This window comes from Bradyrhizobium sp. 154 (assembly GCF_023073875.1).
Lineage (GTDB): Bacteria > Pseudomonadota > Alphaproteobacteria > Rhizobiales > Xanthobacteraceae > Bradyrhizobium.
The window spans coordinates 24,197-39,743 of record NZ_JADPKG010000094.1; the positions used below are offsets into that span (position 1 = coordinate 24,197).

Here is a 15,547-nt window from a genome sequence, read left to right on the forward strand (position 1 = left end):
CGTTGCGCAACAGTGACGTGCGCTTGCGCGACCGCGCCCCGATGCTAAAAGCGATGCCAATAAGAAGGATTTTGCCATGATCTCACTCGCCGACCTCCAGCGCCGCATCGAAGCGGGGGAGCTGTCGCCCGATTCCGCGATCGCGCAATCGCATTCGGCGATCGAGGCCAAGGAGAAGGACGTCCGCGCCTTCGTTCGCCACGACAAGGCTGCGAAGGCGCAAAGCGCCGGTCCGCTGCGCGGCATCGCGGTCGGGATCAAGGACATCATCGATACCGCCGATTTCCCGACCGAGATGGGCTCGGAGATCTATCGCGGGTGGCAGCCGCGCTCGGATGCGCCCGTCGTGATGATGCTGAAGCGGGCCGGGGCCACCATCATCGGCAAAACCACGACCACGGCGTTCGCCTCGCGCGATCCCACCCCGACGCGCAATCCGCATAATCTCGGCCATTCGCCGGGCGGCTCATCCTCCGGTTCGGCGGCAGCCGTCGGCGCCGGCATGATCCCGCTGGCGCTGGGCACCCAGACCGGTGGCTCGGTGATCCGTCCCGCCGCCTATTGCGGGACCGCTGCGATCAAGCCGTCGTTCCGCATGCTGCCGACGGTCGGTGTGAAGTGCTACTCGTGGGCACTGGATACCGTCGGCCTGTTCGGCGCGCGCGTGGAAGATCTCGCGCGCGGGCTGTTGGCGATGACGGGGCGCGGCGAATTCTCCGGCATTGCCGCCGCGACGTCGCCGCGCATCGGCGTGGTCAGGCAGGAATTCGCCGGCGCAGTGGAGCCGGCGGCCGAAGAGGGGCTGCAAGCCGCGATCAAGACGGCGACGCGCGCCGGCGCCAGCGTCCAGACCATCGATCTGCCCGAAGCGGTGCAGGAGGCCTGGCGCATCCATCCGATCATTCAGGATTTCGAGGCGCATCGCGCGCTGGCCTGGGAGTTTTCCGAACGCCACGACGAGATCGCGCCGATGCTGCGTGCCAGTCTCGATGCGACGGTTGGCCTGACGCCGAAGGACTATGACGAAGCGCGGCGGATCAGCCGCCGCGGCCGCCGTGAACTCGGCGAGCTGTTCGAAGGCGTCGACGTGCTCCTGACCTATTCCGCGCCGGGCACCGCGCCCGCCAAGGAGCTCGCGACCACGGGCGATCCCCGTTACAACAGGCTCTGGACCCTGATGGGCAATCCTTGCGTCAATGTGCCGGTGCTGAAGGTCGGCGGCCTGCCGATCGGCGTGCAGGTGATCGCGCGTTTCGGCAACGATCCGCGCGCACTTGCGGCGGCCTGGTTCCTGGAGGAGGCGCTGGCGAAATCAGGCTAGCGCAGGTTCGGGGGCAGCAATGCGATGGCCGGATGCAGCCGGCGCTGCGCTGTTATCTGCACCTTGCTTCAGCCAGCGCTCGGCGGCCTCGCGGCCGCTCCGGTGCAGCAGGCGAATGAAGCCGCGGCCGAGATCGGTGGATGAGCGCTGCGCCAGCCCGTCAACGGAATCTTCTGCCGCGATCCTGGTGAGCCGCAGCGACGGCGCGGCTTGCGACTGCGCCCATTCGATCGCGGCGATCTCGGCATTGAGGGCGGCGTTGGCCGCGATCTGGTCGAGCCGGCGGTCGATCGCGGCGAGTGTGATCGGTACGTAGCTGTCGCGCGCCGGCGTGACCTGGACGAGCAGCACATCGGCGGTCGTCGCGTCCTGCGCCAGGCGCAGCAGCGGCGGGTTGCCGCCAAGGCCGCCGTCCCAATAGGCTTCGCCGTCGATCTCGACGGCGCAGTGGACGAGCGGCGGGCAGGTCGAGGCCAGCGCGACGTCGGTGGTGATTGCCTCGTTGCGGAAGATCTGCTGCTGGCCGTCGCGGATCCGCGTCGCTGCGATCAGAAGCTTCGGGCAGTTCGGATGGCGCAGAGCGGCGAAATCGATGTCGCGCGACAGCGCCTGCCGCAGCGGATCGAGATCGAACGGATCAAAGTGACCGGAGCGCAGCGTCGGCCCGAACGCGACCGAGCTTCCCGCCGGCGAGAAGCCGCCGACCAGCATCAGTGCGCGGAACGAAGCTTCGTGCATCAGCCGGAGCCAGAACCGATTCAGCCGGGCGCGGGCGCCTTCGCGGCCACCTTCGGCAAAGCCGGAGCCGAGCAGCAGCGCGTTAATGGCGCCGGCGCTGGCGCCGCTGATGGTATCGATCGCGATGTCAGGCTCTTCCAGCAGCCGCTCGAGCACGCCCCAGGTGAAGGCCGCAAAAGTGCCGCCGCCCTGCAGCGCCAGCGAGAGTTTTCGCGGCGGCCATTGGGCGGAATGTGCACGCGCGGTGACGACCGGTAGAGTCTTCCTCACCACGATATCGAGTGGAGCGTCGGCTTTCGCGAGGGGCTCAGGCTGCGGCGCCTGCGATGAAATGGGCGCAGGCGTGTCGACAGGCGGCGAGGGCGCATCGGACCAGATATTGGTCATCGAAAGCAGTCGGCTCGCTGCGGTGCCGGAAGCACCCCGCGAACCAACCCCGTCATGCGCGCCGACAATCTTCTCGCTCATTCTGAGCAACCGCCATCATTTCCACTGTCGGGATGACAGGCTGTCAGGATGACAGGCTCGGGACCCGCTTGCCAATACAACCGTGATTCGGCCGCAAGTTGCGAACAGGATTTTGGCATATAATGCAGAAGGGCCGTTTCGGTATCCGTAGATGCCCGGCTTTGGATTCTTGTTCTGACGCGTTTTCTTGACGCGAACCGGCATCCACTTCGGCTCTAGGCCTTCTCGCCGATCCGGCTTTCCTTGCCCGCTTGCAAGCGCTTGATGTTCTCGCGGTGCGCGTAGAACAGCAGCAGCGTCAGCACTGCTGACAAAGCAGACAATGCCAGGTGCCCGAACCACCACAGGAACATCGGCGTGATGAACGCCGCCACCAGCGCCGACAGCGAGGAATAGCGGGTGGTGAAGGCGGTCGCCAGCCAGAGCAGGCAGAACACGACGGCGCCAGGCCAGAACAGGCCGAGCAGGATGCCGATGTAGACGGCCACGCCCTTGCCGCCTTTGAACTTGAGCCAGACCGGGAAGAGATGGCCGAGGAACGCGCCGAGCCCGGCCACCATGGCGGCATTGGGACCTGCGAGGTAGCCGGCGATCACCACGGCCACGGTGCCCTTGAGCGCGTCGAACAGCAGGGTGCCCGCGGCAAGGCTCTTGCGTCCCGTGCGCAGCACATTGGTGGCGCCGATGCTGCCTGAGCCGATCGAGCGGATATCCTGCGTGCCCGCGAGCTTGGTGAGAATCAGCCCGAACGGGATTGAGCCGAGGAGATAGCCGATGACGAAGGCCACCGGCAGGAATGCTTCAAGCCCCATGGCGGCATCTCCAAAGACTGGGTCTCCGTGCCGAACGATCACCCATGTCCGACATACTCGTAGACCGTCCGACCGCCGACAATGGTGCGCACGACGCGGCCTGTAAAGCGGGCCTCATCAAACGGGGTATTCTTACAGGGCGATTTCAGGTCGGCCGGATCGACCACCCACGGCGTATCGGGGTCGATCACAATGACGTCCGCCGGGCTGCCGACGCGCAACGTTCCGCCTGGTAGCCCGAGCAGCTCGGCCGGCCGCGTCGACATTGCGCGGATCAGCGTCTTCAGTTCCATCTCGCCATTATGCACGAGGCGGAGGCCCGCCGGCAGCATGGTCTCGAGCCCGACGGCGCCGGGGGCGGCTTCCGCGAACGGCAAGCGCTTGACCTCGACGTCCTGCGGATTGTGGTCGGACATGATGACGTCGAGAAGCCCGGAGGCGAGCGCCGCCACGACCGCGCGGCGGTCGTCCTCGGTCCGGAGGGGCGGCGACAGTTTCAGGAACGAACGGTAGGGCCCGATGTCGTTCTCGTTCAGCGCCAGATGATTGATCGAGACCGAGGCGCTGACGGCGAGCCCGGCGTCGCGGGCGCGCTCGAGGATCTCCAGGGAGTCAATGCAGGTCAGCGACGCCGCGTGGTAGCGGCCGCCGGTGAGTGCAACGAGTCGTAAGTCGCGCTCCAGCATGACGGCTTCGGCGGCATTCGGGATGCCCATCAGGCCGAGCCGGGTCGCGAACTCGCCCTCGTTCATCACGCCTTCGCCCACGAGGTTGGGATCCTCGGTGTGATGCACGATCAGCGCGTCGAAGTCGCGGGCGTAGGTCAGCGCGCGTCGCATCACCTGGGCGTTGGTCACGCTTCGGTCGCCGTCGCTGAAGGCGACCGCGCCGGCGGCCTTCAAGAGGCCGAACTCGGTCATCTCCTCGCCGAGCATGCCCTTGGTCAGCGCCGCCATCGGCTGGATATTGACGATCGCGGTGTCGCGGGCTCTGCGCATCACGAAGTCCACCGTCGCCGAATTGTCGATGACCGGCGAGGTGGCGGGCTGGCAGATGATGGTGGTGATGCCGCCGGTCGCGGCGGCCTGGCTCGCCGAGGCAAAGGTCTCGCGGTGGCTGAGACCGGGCTCGCCGACGAAGGCGCGCAAGTCGATCAGGCCTGGCGCGACGATCTTGCCGGAGCAGTTGATGATGTCGGTGCCTTCAGGCACGCCGGCTGCGCCAATGCCGCGGCGGGTCTCGCGGATGGTGCCGTCGGCAATGAGGACGTCCCCGATGCCGTCGAAATCCCTAGAGGGGTCGACGACGCGGGCGTTGGCGAGCAGGATGGGGCGGCGGTCGGTCAGCATCGGCATCACGCGTTCGGCAGGTTGCGGGCGAGCGCTTCCAGCACGGCCATGCGCACGGCGACGCCCATCTCCACCTGTTCGCGGATCAGGGACTGGGCGCCGTCGGCCACGATCGAGTCGATCTCCACGCCGCGGTTCATGGGACCGGGATGCATCACCAATGCATCCGGCTTGGCGTAGGCGAGCTTCTTCTGGTCGAGCCCGAAGTAGTGGAAATATTCCGATGACGAGGGCACGAACGAGCCGTTCATGCGCTCGCGCTGGAGCCGCAGCATCATGACGATGTCGGCGCCTTCCAGGCCCTCGCGCATGTCGCGCGCGACCTCGACTCCCATCCGCTCGATGCCGGGCGGCAGCAGCGTGGAAGGGCCGACGACGCGGACGCGGGCGCCCATGGTGTTGAGCAGGATGATGTTGGAGCGGGCGACGCGCGAATGCAGCACGTCGCCGCAGATCGCGACCACGAGGCCTTCGATCCGCCCCTTGTTGCGCCGGATGGTGAGCGCGTCGAGCAGCGCTTGGGTCGGGTGCTCATGCGCGCCGTCGCCGGCATTGATCACGGAACCGTCGACCTTGCGCGCGAGCAGTTCCACCGCGCCCGAGGCGTGATGGCGCACCACCAGGATGTCCGGGTGCATCGCGTTCAAAGTCACCGCGGTGTCGATCAGGGTTTCGCCCTTGCGGATCGAGGACGAGGACACCGACATGTTCATGACGTCGGCGCCTAAGCGCTTGCCGGCTAGCTCGAACGAGGACTGGGTTCGGGTGGAAGCCTCGAAGAAGAGATTCACCTGCGTCCGTCCACGTAGGACGGTGCGCTTCTTGTCAACCTGGCGGTTGAGCTCGACATATTCTTCGGACAGGTCGAGGAGGCCGGTAATGTCGGCCGCGGAAAGGCCCTCAATGCCCAGCAAATGCCGGTGGCCGAGGACGAAGGTCGATTTCGATGTCATTAAAAGCAGAGCTATAGGGGGCGACGGCGGGGGGAGCAAGGGGCAAAGATGGGGAAGTGAGTTATCCCCTGATCTGTCACCCGCTCAGTCATTCCGGGATGGCGCGTAAGCGCCAGATCCGGAATCTCGAGATTCCGGGTTCGGCTCTTCGAGCCGCCCCGGAATGACGAAGGATGGGACGGCATCGTGAAACCACTTCTTGGTGCACTTATATCGATCATCATGAGCTCATCCGCCCGCGCCCAATCGCTGCCCGGCGGCTTCGTGTACCTGCGCGACGTCGACCCCCGCATCATCCAGGACATCCGCTATGCCACCTCGAACAATTTCGTCGGCCGGCCGCTCGCCGGGTATGGCGCCGGCGAATGCGTGGTGAAGCGCGAGGTCGGGTTGCGGCTGAAGGCGGTTCAGGAGGAACTGGCCGCGCAAAATCTCTCGCTCAAGATGTTCGACTGCTACCGGCCGGCACGGGCCTCGCTCGACATGGTGAAGTGGTCGCAGAACGGCCCCGAGCGCGCCGCCGGGCGGCGCTACAATCCGAAGATTCCCAAGACCGAGCTATTTCGGCTCGGCTACATCGCGAGCCGCTCGCAGCATTCGACCGGGGCGGCACTCGATCTCACTTTGGTCGATCTCAAGGCCGACAATTCCGCCAAATACGACCCATCAAAGGCCTATGCCGATTGCACGGCGCCAGCCGAGGCGCGGGCGCCGGAGGGCAGCGTCGACATGGGCACTGGTTACGACTGTACCGACGCGAAGGGGCATACTGCGGCACCGTCGATCAATGCGGAGCAGCGCGCCTGGCGCAAGCGGCTGGTGGCTGCGATGGCCAGGCAAGGCTTTGTGAACTATTCGAAGGAGTGGTGGCATTTTTCGCTGCCGGGGGCGGGTGGGGCGGCCTATGATTTCCCGATCAAGCCGCGGCGGAACTAAGGTCCGGTTCGAGGAGGCGCATATGACCCGGCCGAGCTTTGCGACCCACGAGGTCTTCAACCAGTCGCCGCCGTTCGAGGACGTCGACCTGTTCGCGGCCGACCGTCCGCTGGTCGATGCGGTGAGGGCCAATGGCGGCGCGGCGGCGGAACGGGAGCTGTCGGAGTTCGGCAGGCACTGGGGCTCGGCCGCGATGGCCGATCGCGGACGCGTCGCGAACGAGAACACGCCGAAGCTGCGCAGCTTCGATGCCAAGGGCAATCGCCGCGACCAGGTCGAGTTTCATCCGGCCTATCACGAGCTGATGGCGCACAGCGCGCATGCGGGCGTGCACAATTCGACGTGGACGGCGGATGGAAAGCCCGCTGGCGATGCGGCGGAGGTCATCCGCGCCGCAAAATTCTATATCGCCGCCCAGGTCGAGACCGGTCATCTCTGCCCGATCACGATGACACGAGCCTCTGTGGCCGCGCTGGCGATGCAGCCCGATCTGCTCGCGCGCGTGATGCCGGTGCTGTCAACGAGGAGTTATGATCCCAGCTTCGTACCGTGGTGGCAAAAGCGCGGCATGACGCTCGGCATGGGCATGACCGAGAAGCAGGGCGGCACCGACGTGCGCGCCAACATGACGCGCGCCGTACGCGACGGGGATGCCTATCGCATCACCGGCCACAAATGGTTCATGTCAGCGCCGATGTGCGATGCGTTCCTGGTACTGGCGCAGGCAGACGCGGGCCTAACCTGCTTCTTCATGCCGCGCTTTGCGCCGGACGGCTCGGTGAACGCGATCCAGTTCCAGCGGCTGAAGGACAAGCTCGGCAACCGCTCCAACGCCTCCTCCGAGGTCGAGTTCGTCGGTGCCTATGCAGAAAGGGTCGGCGAGGAGGGCAAGGGCATCCGCACCATCATCCAGATGGTGCAGCTGACGCGCCAGGATTGCGCGATCGCCTCTGTCGGCCTGATGCGTTCGGGGCTCGCGCATGCGCTGCATCACGCCCGTCACCGCAGCGTGTTCCAGAAGCATCTCGCCGATCAGCCCTTGATGCAGGCCGTGCTGTCAGACATGGCGCTGCATGTCGAGGCGAGCACCGCCCTGGTGATGCGGCTCTGCCGCGCCTTCGACCGCACGCCGCACGCTGCGGCGGAGGCCGCCTATATGCGGCTGCTGACGCCCGCGATCAAATATTGGACCTGCAAGAGCGCGCCGCCGTTCCTCTACGAGGCGATGGAGTGCCTCGGCGGCAACGGGTATGTCGAGGACGGCATTTTGGCGCGTCATTATCGCGAGTCTCCGGTCAACGCGATCTGGGAAGGCTCGGGCAACGTCATGTGCCTCGACGTGCTCCGCGCGCTCTCGCGCGAGCCGGAGGCGGCGATGGCCGTGCTGCAATCGCTTGCGGCCGAAACAAAAGGACTGCCCGGAGCGGGTGAGGCCGCCGCGTTCATCGGCAAGACCTTTCGCCGTGCCGACGGCGAGCGCGTCGCGCGGCTGCCAGTCGAGAAGCTGGCATTGCTCGCCGCGGCTGCGGCGCTGGGTGGCGTGTCACCGCGCAATGCCGAATTGTTCGCCGCAACGCGCCTTGCTGCCAATCACGCCAGCATGTACGGCGCCGTGGAGTTGGAGAGCGCCGACGTGTGCGCGCTGCTGGAGCGAGCGCTGCCGTGAGTCTCCCAAACGAAAGCCTTTTGATGGATTCCCTCAATCCCGACCATCCGCCGCTCACCATGACGCCTGCGACGCCGCGGGTCTGGATGTTCTGGAGCACCGCACTGTGGGGTCTCCTCATCTTCCTCGCGATGTTCGTCGGGCAGATCGGCGCGATCGTTCTGCTGGTAGCGCAGCGTGGTCTGCCCATGGATCTCGCCTCGCTGCAAGTCGTCGGCCATGAGCCCCAGGCGCTTGCGCTGTCAGTGGCCATGGGCCTGCCGTCGACGCTGGCCGTGGTCTGGCTTGCCATTCGCATCAAGAAGGCGTCCTTCGTGGATTATCTCGCGCTGCATTGGCCGTCCTGGAAGCAGCTGCTGTTCGGCGCGGTCGGCCTGGTCCTGATCGTGTTGGCCTGGGAGACAATGTCGCGCGCGCTCGGCCGCGAGGCGACGCCGGGCTTCATGACAGATTTGTTGAAATCAGGTCGCGACAAGGGCGCCGCAATGGTGCTGCTGTTTGCCTTCAGTGTGGCGGCGCCCATGTCGGAAGAAGTGTTGGCGCGGGGCTTCCTCTATCGCGGCTGGTCTGCGAGCTTCTTGCGCGTGCCCGGCGCGATCATCCTGTCGTCGCTGGTGTGGACAATCGTGCACCTGCAATACGACATGTATTTTCTCGCCGAGGTTTTCACCATCGGCCTGTGGTTTGGCTACATGCGCTACCGTGCCAATTCGCTCTGGCTCACGGTCGTGTTGCATGCGCTCAACAATCTGACCGCAGTGGTGCTGACGATGTGGTTGGCAAGTTAGGCGGCCAGCGCGATCGCGACCGGCATCGTGATGGCCGCAAAAATCGTTTGCAGCGTGATGATCTGCGCCAGCAGCGGCGCGTCGCCGCCCATCTGGCGGGCCAAGACATAGGCGCTGGGCGAGGTCGGCACCGCCGCGCAGATCGCGACGATCGCGAGGCTGTCGCCGGAGAGCCCGAACCAGGCGCCGAGCCCCAGCGCGAGCGCGGGCATCAGCGCGAGCTTGAAAACGACGCCGGTGGCCGCGCCGAGGCTCGGGCGCAAGAGACCTTCGAGATGCAGGCCGGCACCGGTGACCAGCAGGCCGATCGCCAGCGAGGAGCGGCTCAGCGCATCCGCCACCTCGTGCCAGAGTTTCGGCAGCGGCAGGTGCGTCAGATTGACGGCAAGGCCGATCACGCAGGCCCAGATCAGGGGATTACGAACCACCGTCATGACGATGGCGCGTGCGGACTGCTTTTCGGGGGCGGCGTAATGGGCGAGCACCACGACGCTCAACACGTTGACCAGGGGAATGATCGCGACCATCGCTACGGAGGCGAGCGCCAGCCCGACGTCGCCGAACATATTGGCTGCGACCGACAGTCCGACGAAGGTCTGCCAGCGCGTTGCGCCCTGAAAAATCGAGGTGAAGGCGGGGCCGTCGATGCCGAGCCGGGTAAGGGCGGGGCGCAGTGCAAGGCACAAGAGTGACATCGCGAGCGCTGACAGCAGCAGCGCGCCGCCGACCCCGGCGACCGGTACCTTGGAGAGGTCCGCCTTCACCAGCGTCTGGATCAGCAGCATCGGAAACAGCACGAAGTAGGTCAGCCGCTCCAACCCTTGCCACTGCGCATCGAGCCGCATCAGGCTGCGCTTCAGCACGACACCGAGCACGATGAGGATGAAGACCGGCAGCAGCGCCGCGATCACGACGGCCATGAATCAGTCCGTCCCCGGGCCAGCGCGAAGATTGGCAAGGCGGTCGAGCGCGCCTTGCAGGATGAAGATCGCCGCGTGCTCGTCGATCACCTCGGCGCGCTTGGCGCGGCTGACGTCCATGCCGATCAGCTCGCGCTCGACTGCCGCCGTCGAGAGGCGCTCGTCCCAGAGGCCGATGGGGAGCGCGGTCAGGCCGGCAAGATTGCGGGCGAAGGCACGGGTGGATTGCGCGCGCGGGCCCTCGCTGCCGTCCATGTTGATGGGCAGGCCGAGCACGAAACCGGCTGCCCTGCGTTCAGCCGCGATGGCGAGCAGCCGGGCGGCATCCTGCTTGAACGCCTTGCGCTGGATCGTCTCGACGCCGGTAGCCAACCGCCGGTCGGGATCGGACACGGCAACGCCGATGGTTTTCGTGCCTAAGTCAAGCCCGACCAGCGCGCCGCGCGCGGGCCAGTGTGTTGCAGCATCGACGAGAGGCAGGATAAGAGCCGGCATGGCTTAGCGCATATCACGCGTCGCGCTGCGGAGTGAACCCTGGACATGGATGCAGTGACACTATTCGGCTTGCCGTGACGGCGATGCTGGTCTGCTATGCATTGGAAGACCGCAGCCATTGGTTCGTGCCGCTGTTCGCGGCGTGCTGCGCACTCGGCTCGGCCTATGGCTTCTTGCAGGGCGCTTGGCCGTTCGGGCTCGTCGAGGCGATCTGGACTCTCGTGGCGCTGCGGCGGTGGCACCGGAAGGGCCAGCGACGGAGGCTCGTCTTCGGACCCACCCGAAGAGAGCCTTTCTAAATCGGCCGGGCCGCGAAACCGACGCGGCGTTCGGGTGAGGGTAGCGGTGCGCTCTACAGAGACGCTGAAGGACCCTCACCCGGCTTCGGCCAAAACGCGAGGAGATTAGGATGAATTGCCATCGCGCTTTGGGTTTTTGTTGAGCATGATCTCTTCGGAAAACCGCCGCAACTTTTCCGGATCATGCTCTAGGCCCGTTACAGGCGTCAGCGGATCGCGATCGGATTGATCATCGCCTGTACGCCGCCGGTCCAGCGCGGCTGGCCAAGTACGAACAGGAATTCGTAGCCCTTGTCCCGGGCAAGCGCAGCCGTGTCCATGTTCTCCAGGATGTAGGTCCCGTTCATCGCGAGCAGGATCTGGTGTACCTCAAACACGTTCTTGGATTCGAACGGCAGCACCTCGAGACCCCAGGTGTCGGCGCCAACCGCGACGACGCCCTTGCCGGTCAGGTACTTCGCACCCTCGACACCGAGGCCGGGCTCGGCGGCCGAATAGCGTTTATCGTCCTTGCCGATCAGGCTGAGCCAGCCGGTGTGGAAGATGACGACGTCGCCCTGACGGATTTCGACGTTCTGCTGCTTGGCGGCCTCCTCGATCTCCTTGACGTTGAAGGCGGTGCCTTCCTTCACCACGTCGGTCTTGAAATAAGCGGCCATGTCGAGCAGGACGCCACGGGTGACCATCGGCGGCACCTTCTCGATGCCGAGCTTCTTCAACCCGTTAGGATCGGCGAAATCGGCGAGCTTGTTGCCGTTGTAAGACGTGCTCGATGCCGAGATGGCCGAGCCCGTCGAGCTGGCTGCCGATGCCGACCCAGGTGTCGAGGATGTCGTCGTTATAGGTCGCCTTGTTAGGACCGAGACCCGGGCTGCCGGCTTGTCCGGGCTGCACAATGGTCAGCTTGAACGCGCGCGGCGGATAGGCTGGTGTCTGCGGCGTGACGGGAATGCCGAGGGCATAGGTCTTGCCGGTCTTCACCAGTGAGGCGGCTTTCACCACGAGTTCGGGTGTCATGTAGTTGGCGGCGCCGATCTCGTCGTTCGGACCCCATTTTGATTTGGTCCAGTCCTGTGCACTTGCAGTTCCTGTTATCGCCGACAACGCAGCGACACAGCACAACACGAGGGTATTGCGCATTGATAGTCCTCCCGATGTTTTGGCTTCGTTATGGTTTCGCGCCGGCCAGTGACGCATCGTAACGCAGAACAGTCGGACGCTTCAAACTTTTCGACGTATTGCGCTGCGACGGCCGAGCACGGCATCCGCAGGGCACGACGAATTCAGGTGCGACAGAGTTGTGACAGCGAATTTCGCGCGGTGGAACGAATTGCGCCGCGTCAGGCCGCGATGACGTCGTCATCCTTCGTCAGGCACGCGGCAAAACCGGAGAGCGCGCTGGTTTGGTGTCCGGCGCAGCGCTGGATGAAAAGCGTTTCGGCGCGGGCGTGCGAGGCGCCCAGCGCGTGGATCGACACGCTTCCGTTCATCGCGCTGCGTTCGACCACAATGCGCGGCAGCAGCGTCACGCCCATGTCGGCAGCGACGCAGCCGATCATGCCATCCAGCGTGCCGAGCTCGAAGCGCGCCGCCGACGGCCAGCCGAACTCGACGAACACCTGCTCGAGCCGTTGGCGGTAGGTGCAGCCGGTGCGGAACACCAGCGCCGTCGGGCCGGGCTCCGGCGTGCCGGCGCGCAGCTCGGCCAACGAAGCCCAGCGCCGCGCGCTGACCAGCACCAGCTCTTCGCGGAAGGCGCTCGTCGCAATGAGCTCGGCATGCGCGATGGGACCCGCGACGAAGGCGCCGTCGAGCGAGCCGTCGAGCACGGCGGCGACGAGGTCTGCGGTCGGCGCGGTGCGCAGAGAAAGGCGCACGGCAGGAAAACGGCGGTGGAAATCCGCCAGCACGGGCGGCAGCCGCACGGCCGCGGTGGTCTCCATCGATCCAATCGCGAGCGGTCCCTTCGGCTCACCGTCATCTTGCGCGGCGAGCACGGCTTCACGCGAGAGCGCCGCCATTTTTTGCGCATAGGGCAGGAGGCGTTTGCCGGCACCGGTCAGCGTCATGCCGCGGCTGTGACGTTCGAACAGCGGCGTGCCGATCTCGGCTTCCAGCGCCTTGACGCGCTGCGTGACGTTGGACTGCACGGTATTGAGCTCTTCGGCGGCGCGCGTGATGCCGCCGGTACGGGCGACCACGGCAAAGGTCTGGAGATCACTGAGTTCCATGGCATCGTTCCGCATTTGAGATGGCAGCGTTCTCTAGAATTCAATTTTAGAGAATGCTATTCGCGGCTAGTGTTCCTGTCCAGAGTGGGAGGACGCATGCCGATCGCCACGCCACTGACCGAGCTTCTGGGGATCAAGCATCCCATTCTGTCGGCTCCCATGGACACCATTGCAGGCAGCCGGTTGATCCGTGCCGTCAGCGGTGCCGGCGGCTTCGGAATCTTGGGTGGTGGCTACGGCGACCGGGCCCGGCTGGAGGCCGAAACCAAGGAGCTGAAGGGTCTTGCGCCGTTCGGTGTCGGCTTCATCACCTGGAGCCTGGCAAAACAGCCGGAGCTCCTCGACATTGCGTTGGACGCCCAGCCGCAGGCCATCATGCTGTCGTTTGGCGATCCCGCGCCGTTCGCGCCGCGCATCAAGGCGGGCGGCGCGCGATTGATCTGCCAGGTGCAGAGTGAGGACATGGCGAAGCAGGCGCTCGATGCTGGCGCGGACATCCTGATCGCACAGGGTACCGAGGCTGGCGGCCATGGCGCATCGCGCACTACGATCGACATCGTGCCTGCGATCGTCGATCTCGCGGCAGGGCGCGTGCCGGTCGTTGCGGCCGGCGGTATCGCGGATGGCCGGGGTCTCGCTGCAATGTTGATGCTGGGCGCATCCGGCGTGCTGATCGGCACGCGCTTTTATGCGAGCGTGGAGGCCAATGGCGCGGAGGAAGCGAAGCGGCGCATTCGTGACGCCGACAGCAATAATACCGTGCGCGGCGTCGTCTTCGACTGGTCGCGAAATCTGTTCTGGCCGGCGCCGTTCACCGCGCGCTCGCTGGTCAATGATCACATCAAGCGCTGGACCGGCCGCGAGATCGAGTTGATGCAGCGCGCAAGCGAGGTCGCCGTGGAGTATGCTGCGGCGAAGGCCGCGGGCAATTTCGAGATCGCGGCGGTTTTTGCCGGCGAGGCGGTCGGACTGATCCATGACATTCCGTCCGCCGCGGAGATCGTCGAGCGGATTGCGCTTGAGGCGGAGCAGTTGCTGGAGGGCCGGCGGAATTCGATAGTCGCGGCGCAGAATTCTTCACCCTCCCCCTCCAGGGGAGGGTAAGCAAAAACGAGAAAGAGACACACCATGTGGCCTGACCGTCGACTGATCGATCTCTTCAAGATCGAATTCCCGATCGTGCTAGCGCCGATGGCGGGCGTGATGGATACAGAGCTGGTGATTGCGGCCGCGCGGGGCGGGGCGCTGGGGTCGCTGCCTTGCGCGATGATCTCGCCGGAGAAGGCGCGCGAGCAGGTTGGTCTCATCCGCCAGAGCGTGAAGGCGCCGGTCAATCTGAACTTTTTCTGCCACACGCCGGTCGAACTCACGACCGAGGCCGAGGCACGCTGGAAGCAGCGGCTCGCGGGCTATTACACCGAGCACGGTCTTGATCCGGCGGCGCCGATCGCTGCGGCGAACCGTGCGCCGTTCGACGCGGCCTTCTGTGAGGTCGTCGAGGAGCTGAAGCCGGAAGTCGTCAGCTTTCACTTCGGCTTGCCGGAGCAAACTCTGCTCAAGCGTGTGAAGGCAGCCGGCTGCCTCGTGATCTCATCGGCCACCACGGTGAAGGAAGCGGTCTGGCTCGAGCAGCGCGGCGTCGACGCCATCATCGCGCAAGGCGCGGAGGCGGGCGGTCATCGCGGCATGTTCCTGACCGACAAGATCGCGGAGCAGCCCGGCACCTTTGCGCTGGTGCCGCAGGTCGTCGATGCCGTGAAGGTGCCGGTGATCGCCTGCGGCGGTATTGCGGATGGGCGCGGCATTGCCGCGGCCTTTGCGCTCGGTGCATCCGGTGTGCAGATCGGCAGCGCCTATCTGCGCTGTCCTGAATCCAAGGTCACGGCGGGAGGCCGCAAGGCCCTCGCCGAGGCGGGCGACGAATCCACTGTCATCACCAATGTCATGACCGGTCGTCCGGCGCGCGGTGTCCAGAACCGGCTGATGCGCGAGGCTGGCCCGATCTCGCCGGATGCACCTCCCTTTCCCCATGCTGCGACCGCGCTCGGGCCCCTGAAAGCGGCTGCCGAAAAGCAGGGGAGGGTGGATTTCACCAATCTCTGGGCTGGGCAGGCCGTGGCCCTCGGCCGGGACGTCCCCGCGGCCGAATTGACCCGCGATCTCGCCAAATCGGCGCTAGCTCGCATGAAAGCGCTCGCTGGATAGGTGGGAAGCGCCGGTTGCGGCGCAAAACCGGCCTCTGCTATACGGCACATAGGTTTTGCCGTGAGAGGCCTTATATAATGTCCGTCGACGCCACGACCGTCCGCCGCATCGCGCATCTGGCGCGCATTGCGGTTTCCGAGGACGAGGTTCCGCATTTGCAGGGCGAACTCAACGCCATGCTCGCCTTCGTCGAGCAGCTCTCGGAGGTCAATGTCGAGGGCGTGGAGCCGATGACCTCGGTCACGCCGATGCAGATGAAGAAACGGCAGGACGTCGTCACGGACGGCGGGATCGCCGATGATATCGTTGCCAACGCGCCCGCGACCGAAGGTCACTTTTTCCAGGTGCCGAAGGTCGTCGAGTAAC

At 65.5% G+C, this 15,547-nt stretch carries 14 protein-coding genes and 2 pseudogenes; 8 read left to right on the plus strand and 8 right to left on the minus strand.

Going from position 1 to position 15,547, the window contains the following annotated elements; all coding sequences use genetic code 11:
- Nucleotides 1-76 precede the first annotated feature (76 nt).
- Nucleotides 77-1,321, plus strand: coding sequence for an amidase (locus tag IVA92_RS21440; protein ID WP_247277016.1), 1,245 nt, complete (start codon nucleotides 77-79; stop codon nucleotides 1,319-1,321).
- Here the strand turns inward: IVA92_RS21440 and IVA92_RS21445 are convergent.
- The 4 genes from IVA92_RS21445 to IVA92_RS21460 all read right to left on the minus strand — a co-directional run bounded on the left by IVA92_RS21445 (nucleotide 1,313) and on the right by IVA92_RS21460 (nucleotide 5,641).
- Entirely contained in the window at nucleotides 1,313-2,527 is a 1,215-nt protein-coding gene (locus tag IVA92_RS21445) for a patatin-like phospholipase family protein (protein WP_247277017.1), read from the minus strand. The genes IVA92_RS21440 and IVA92_RS21445 overlap by 9 nt on opposite strands.
- A 215-nt stretch (nucleotides 2,528-2,742) precedes the next feature.
- On the minus strand, nucleotides 2,743-3,339 hold the full coding sequence (gene plsY / locus IVA92_RS21450) for a glycerol-3-phosphate 1-O-acyltransferase PlsY (RefSeq protein ID WP_247277018.1): 597 nt from the start codon (nucleotides 3,337-3,339) through the stop codon (nucleotides 2,743-2,745).
- A gap of 38 nt (nucleotides 3,340-3,377) precedes the next feature.
- Complete coding sequence (locus IVA92_RS21455) at nucleotides 3,378-4,688, minus strand: dihydroorotase (protein WP_247277182.1); 1,311 nt, start codon at nucleotides 4,686-4,688, stop codon at nucleotides 3,378-3,380.
- 5 nt (nucleotides 4,689-4,693) lie between these two features.
- The gene (locus tag IVA92_RS21460) at nucleotides 4,694-5,641 is read right to left on the minus strand and encodes an aspartate carbamoyltransferase catalytic subunit (protein WP_157334028.1); all 948 of its coding nucleotides are present in this window, start codon (nucleotides 5,639-5,641) and stop codon (nucleotides 4,694-4,696) included.
- A 222-nt stretch (nucleotides 5,642-5,863) separates the two neighbouring features.
- On the opposite strand from IVA92_RS21460, the gene IVA92_RS21465 reads away from it, so the two are divergent.
- Genes IVA92_RS21465 through IVA92_RS21475 form a run of 3 tightly spaced genes read left to right on the plus strand, consistent with a single transcriptional unit; the run spans nucleotide 5,864 to nucleotide 9,031 of the window.
- On the plus strand, nucleotides 5,864-6,577 hold the full coding sequence (locus IVA92_RS21465) for a M15 family metallopeptidase (RefSeq protein ID WP_247277183.1): 714 nt from the start codon (nucleotides 5,864-5,866) through the stop codon (nucleotides 6,575-6,577).
- Between the two features lie 22 nt (nucleotides 6,578-6,599).
- Nucleotides 6,600-8,243, plus strand: a complete 1,644-nt coding sequence (locus tag IVA92_RS21470) for an acyl-CoA dehydrogenase family protein (RefSeq protein ID WP_247277019.1) — start codon at nucleotides 6,600-6,602, stop codon at nucleotides 8,241-8,243.
- Nucleotides 8,244-8,266: 23 nt separating this feature from the next.
- Nucleotides 8,267-9,031 (plus strand): type II CAAX endopeptidase family protein, encoded by a 765-nt coding sequence (locus IVA92_RS21475; RefSeq protein WP_247277020.1) that lies wholly within the window; start codon nucleotides 8,267-8,269, stop codon nucleotides 9,029-9,031.
- Here IVA92_RS21475 and IVA92_RS21480 read toward each other — a convergent pair.
- Together IVA92_RS21480 and ruvX are read right to left on the minus strand one after the other, a co-directional pair.
- Entirely contained in the window at nucleotides 9,028-9,951 is a 924-nt protein-coding gene (locus IVA92_RS21480; RefSeq protein WP_247277021.1) for an AEC family transporter, read from the minus strand. The two genes, IVA92_RS21475 and IVA92_RS21480, sit on opposite strands and share 4 nt — an antisense overlap.
- Nucleotides 9,952-9,954: 3 nt before the next feature.
- Nucleotides 9,955-10,446 (minus strand): Holliday junction resolvase RuvX, encoded by a 492-nt coding sequence (gene ruvX, locus IVA92_RS21485; RefSeq protein WP_247277022.1) that lies wholly within the window; start codon nucleotides 10,444-10,446, stop codon nucleotides 9,955-9,957.
- 45 nt (nucleotides 10,447-10,491) lie between these two features.
- Between ruvX and IVA92_RS21490 the strand changes: the two are divergent.
- Nucleotides 10,492-10,745 (plus strand): annotated as a pseudogene (locus tag IVA92_RS21490) (hypothetical protein).
- Between the two features lie 206 nt (nucleotides 10,746-10,951).
- Here the strand turns inward: IVA92_RS21490 and IVA92_RS36080 are convergent.
- Together IVA92_RS36080 and IVA92_RS21505 are read right to left on the minus strand one after the other, a co-directional pair.
- Nucleotides 10,952-11,885: pseudogene (locus tag IVA92_RS36080) on the minus strand (cyclase family protein).
- 200 nt (nucleotides 11,886-12,085) lie between these two features.
- Nucleotides 12,086-12,976 (minus strand): LysR family transcriptional regulator, encoded by an 891-nt coding sequence (locus tag IVA92_RS21505; protein ID WP_247277025.1) that lies wholly within the window; start codon nucleotides 12,974-12,976, stop codon nucleotides 12,086-12,088.
- 96 nt (nucleotides 12,977-13,072) lie between these two features.
- Between IVA92_RS21505 and IVA92_RS21510 the strand changes: the two genes are divergently transcribed.
- The 3 genes from IVA92_RS21510 to gatC all read left to right on the plus strand — a co-directional run bounded on the left by IVA92_RS21510 (nucleotide 13,073) and on the right by gatC (nucleotide 15,546).
- Entirely contained in the window at nucleotides 13,073-14,080 is a 1,008-nt protein-coding gene (locus IVA92_RS21510) for a nitronate monooxygenase (protein WP_247277026.1), read from the plus strand.
- 24 nt (nucleotides 14,081-14,104) lie between these two features.
- Entirely contained in the window at nucleotides 14,105-15,181 is a 1,077-nt protein-coding gene (locus IVA92_RS21515; RefSeq protein WP_247277027.1) for a nitronate monooxygenase family protein, read from the plus strand.
- Between the two features lie 77 nt (nucleotides 15,182-15,258).
- Nucleotides 15,259-15,546 (plus strand): Asp-tRNA(Asn)/Glu-tRNA(Gln) amidotransferase subunit GatC, encoded by a 288-nt coding sequence (gene gatC, locus IVA92_RS21520; RefSeq protein ID WP_247277028.1) that lies wholly within the window; start codon nucleotides 15,259-15,261, stop codon nucleotides 15,544-15,546.
- Nucleotide 15,547 lies beyond the last annotated feature (1 nt).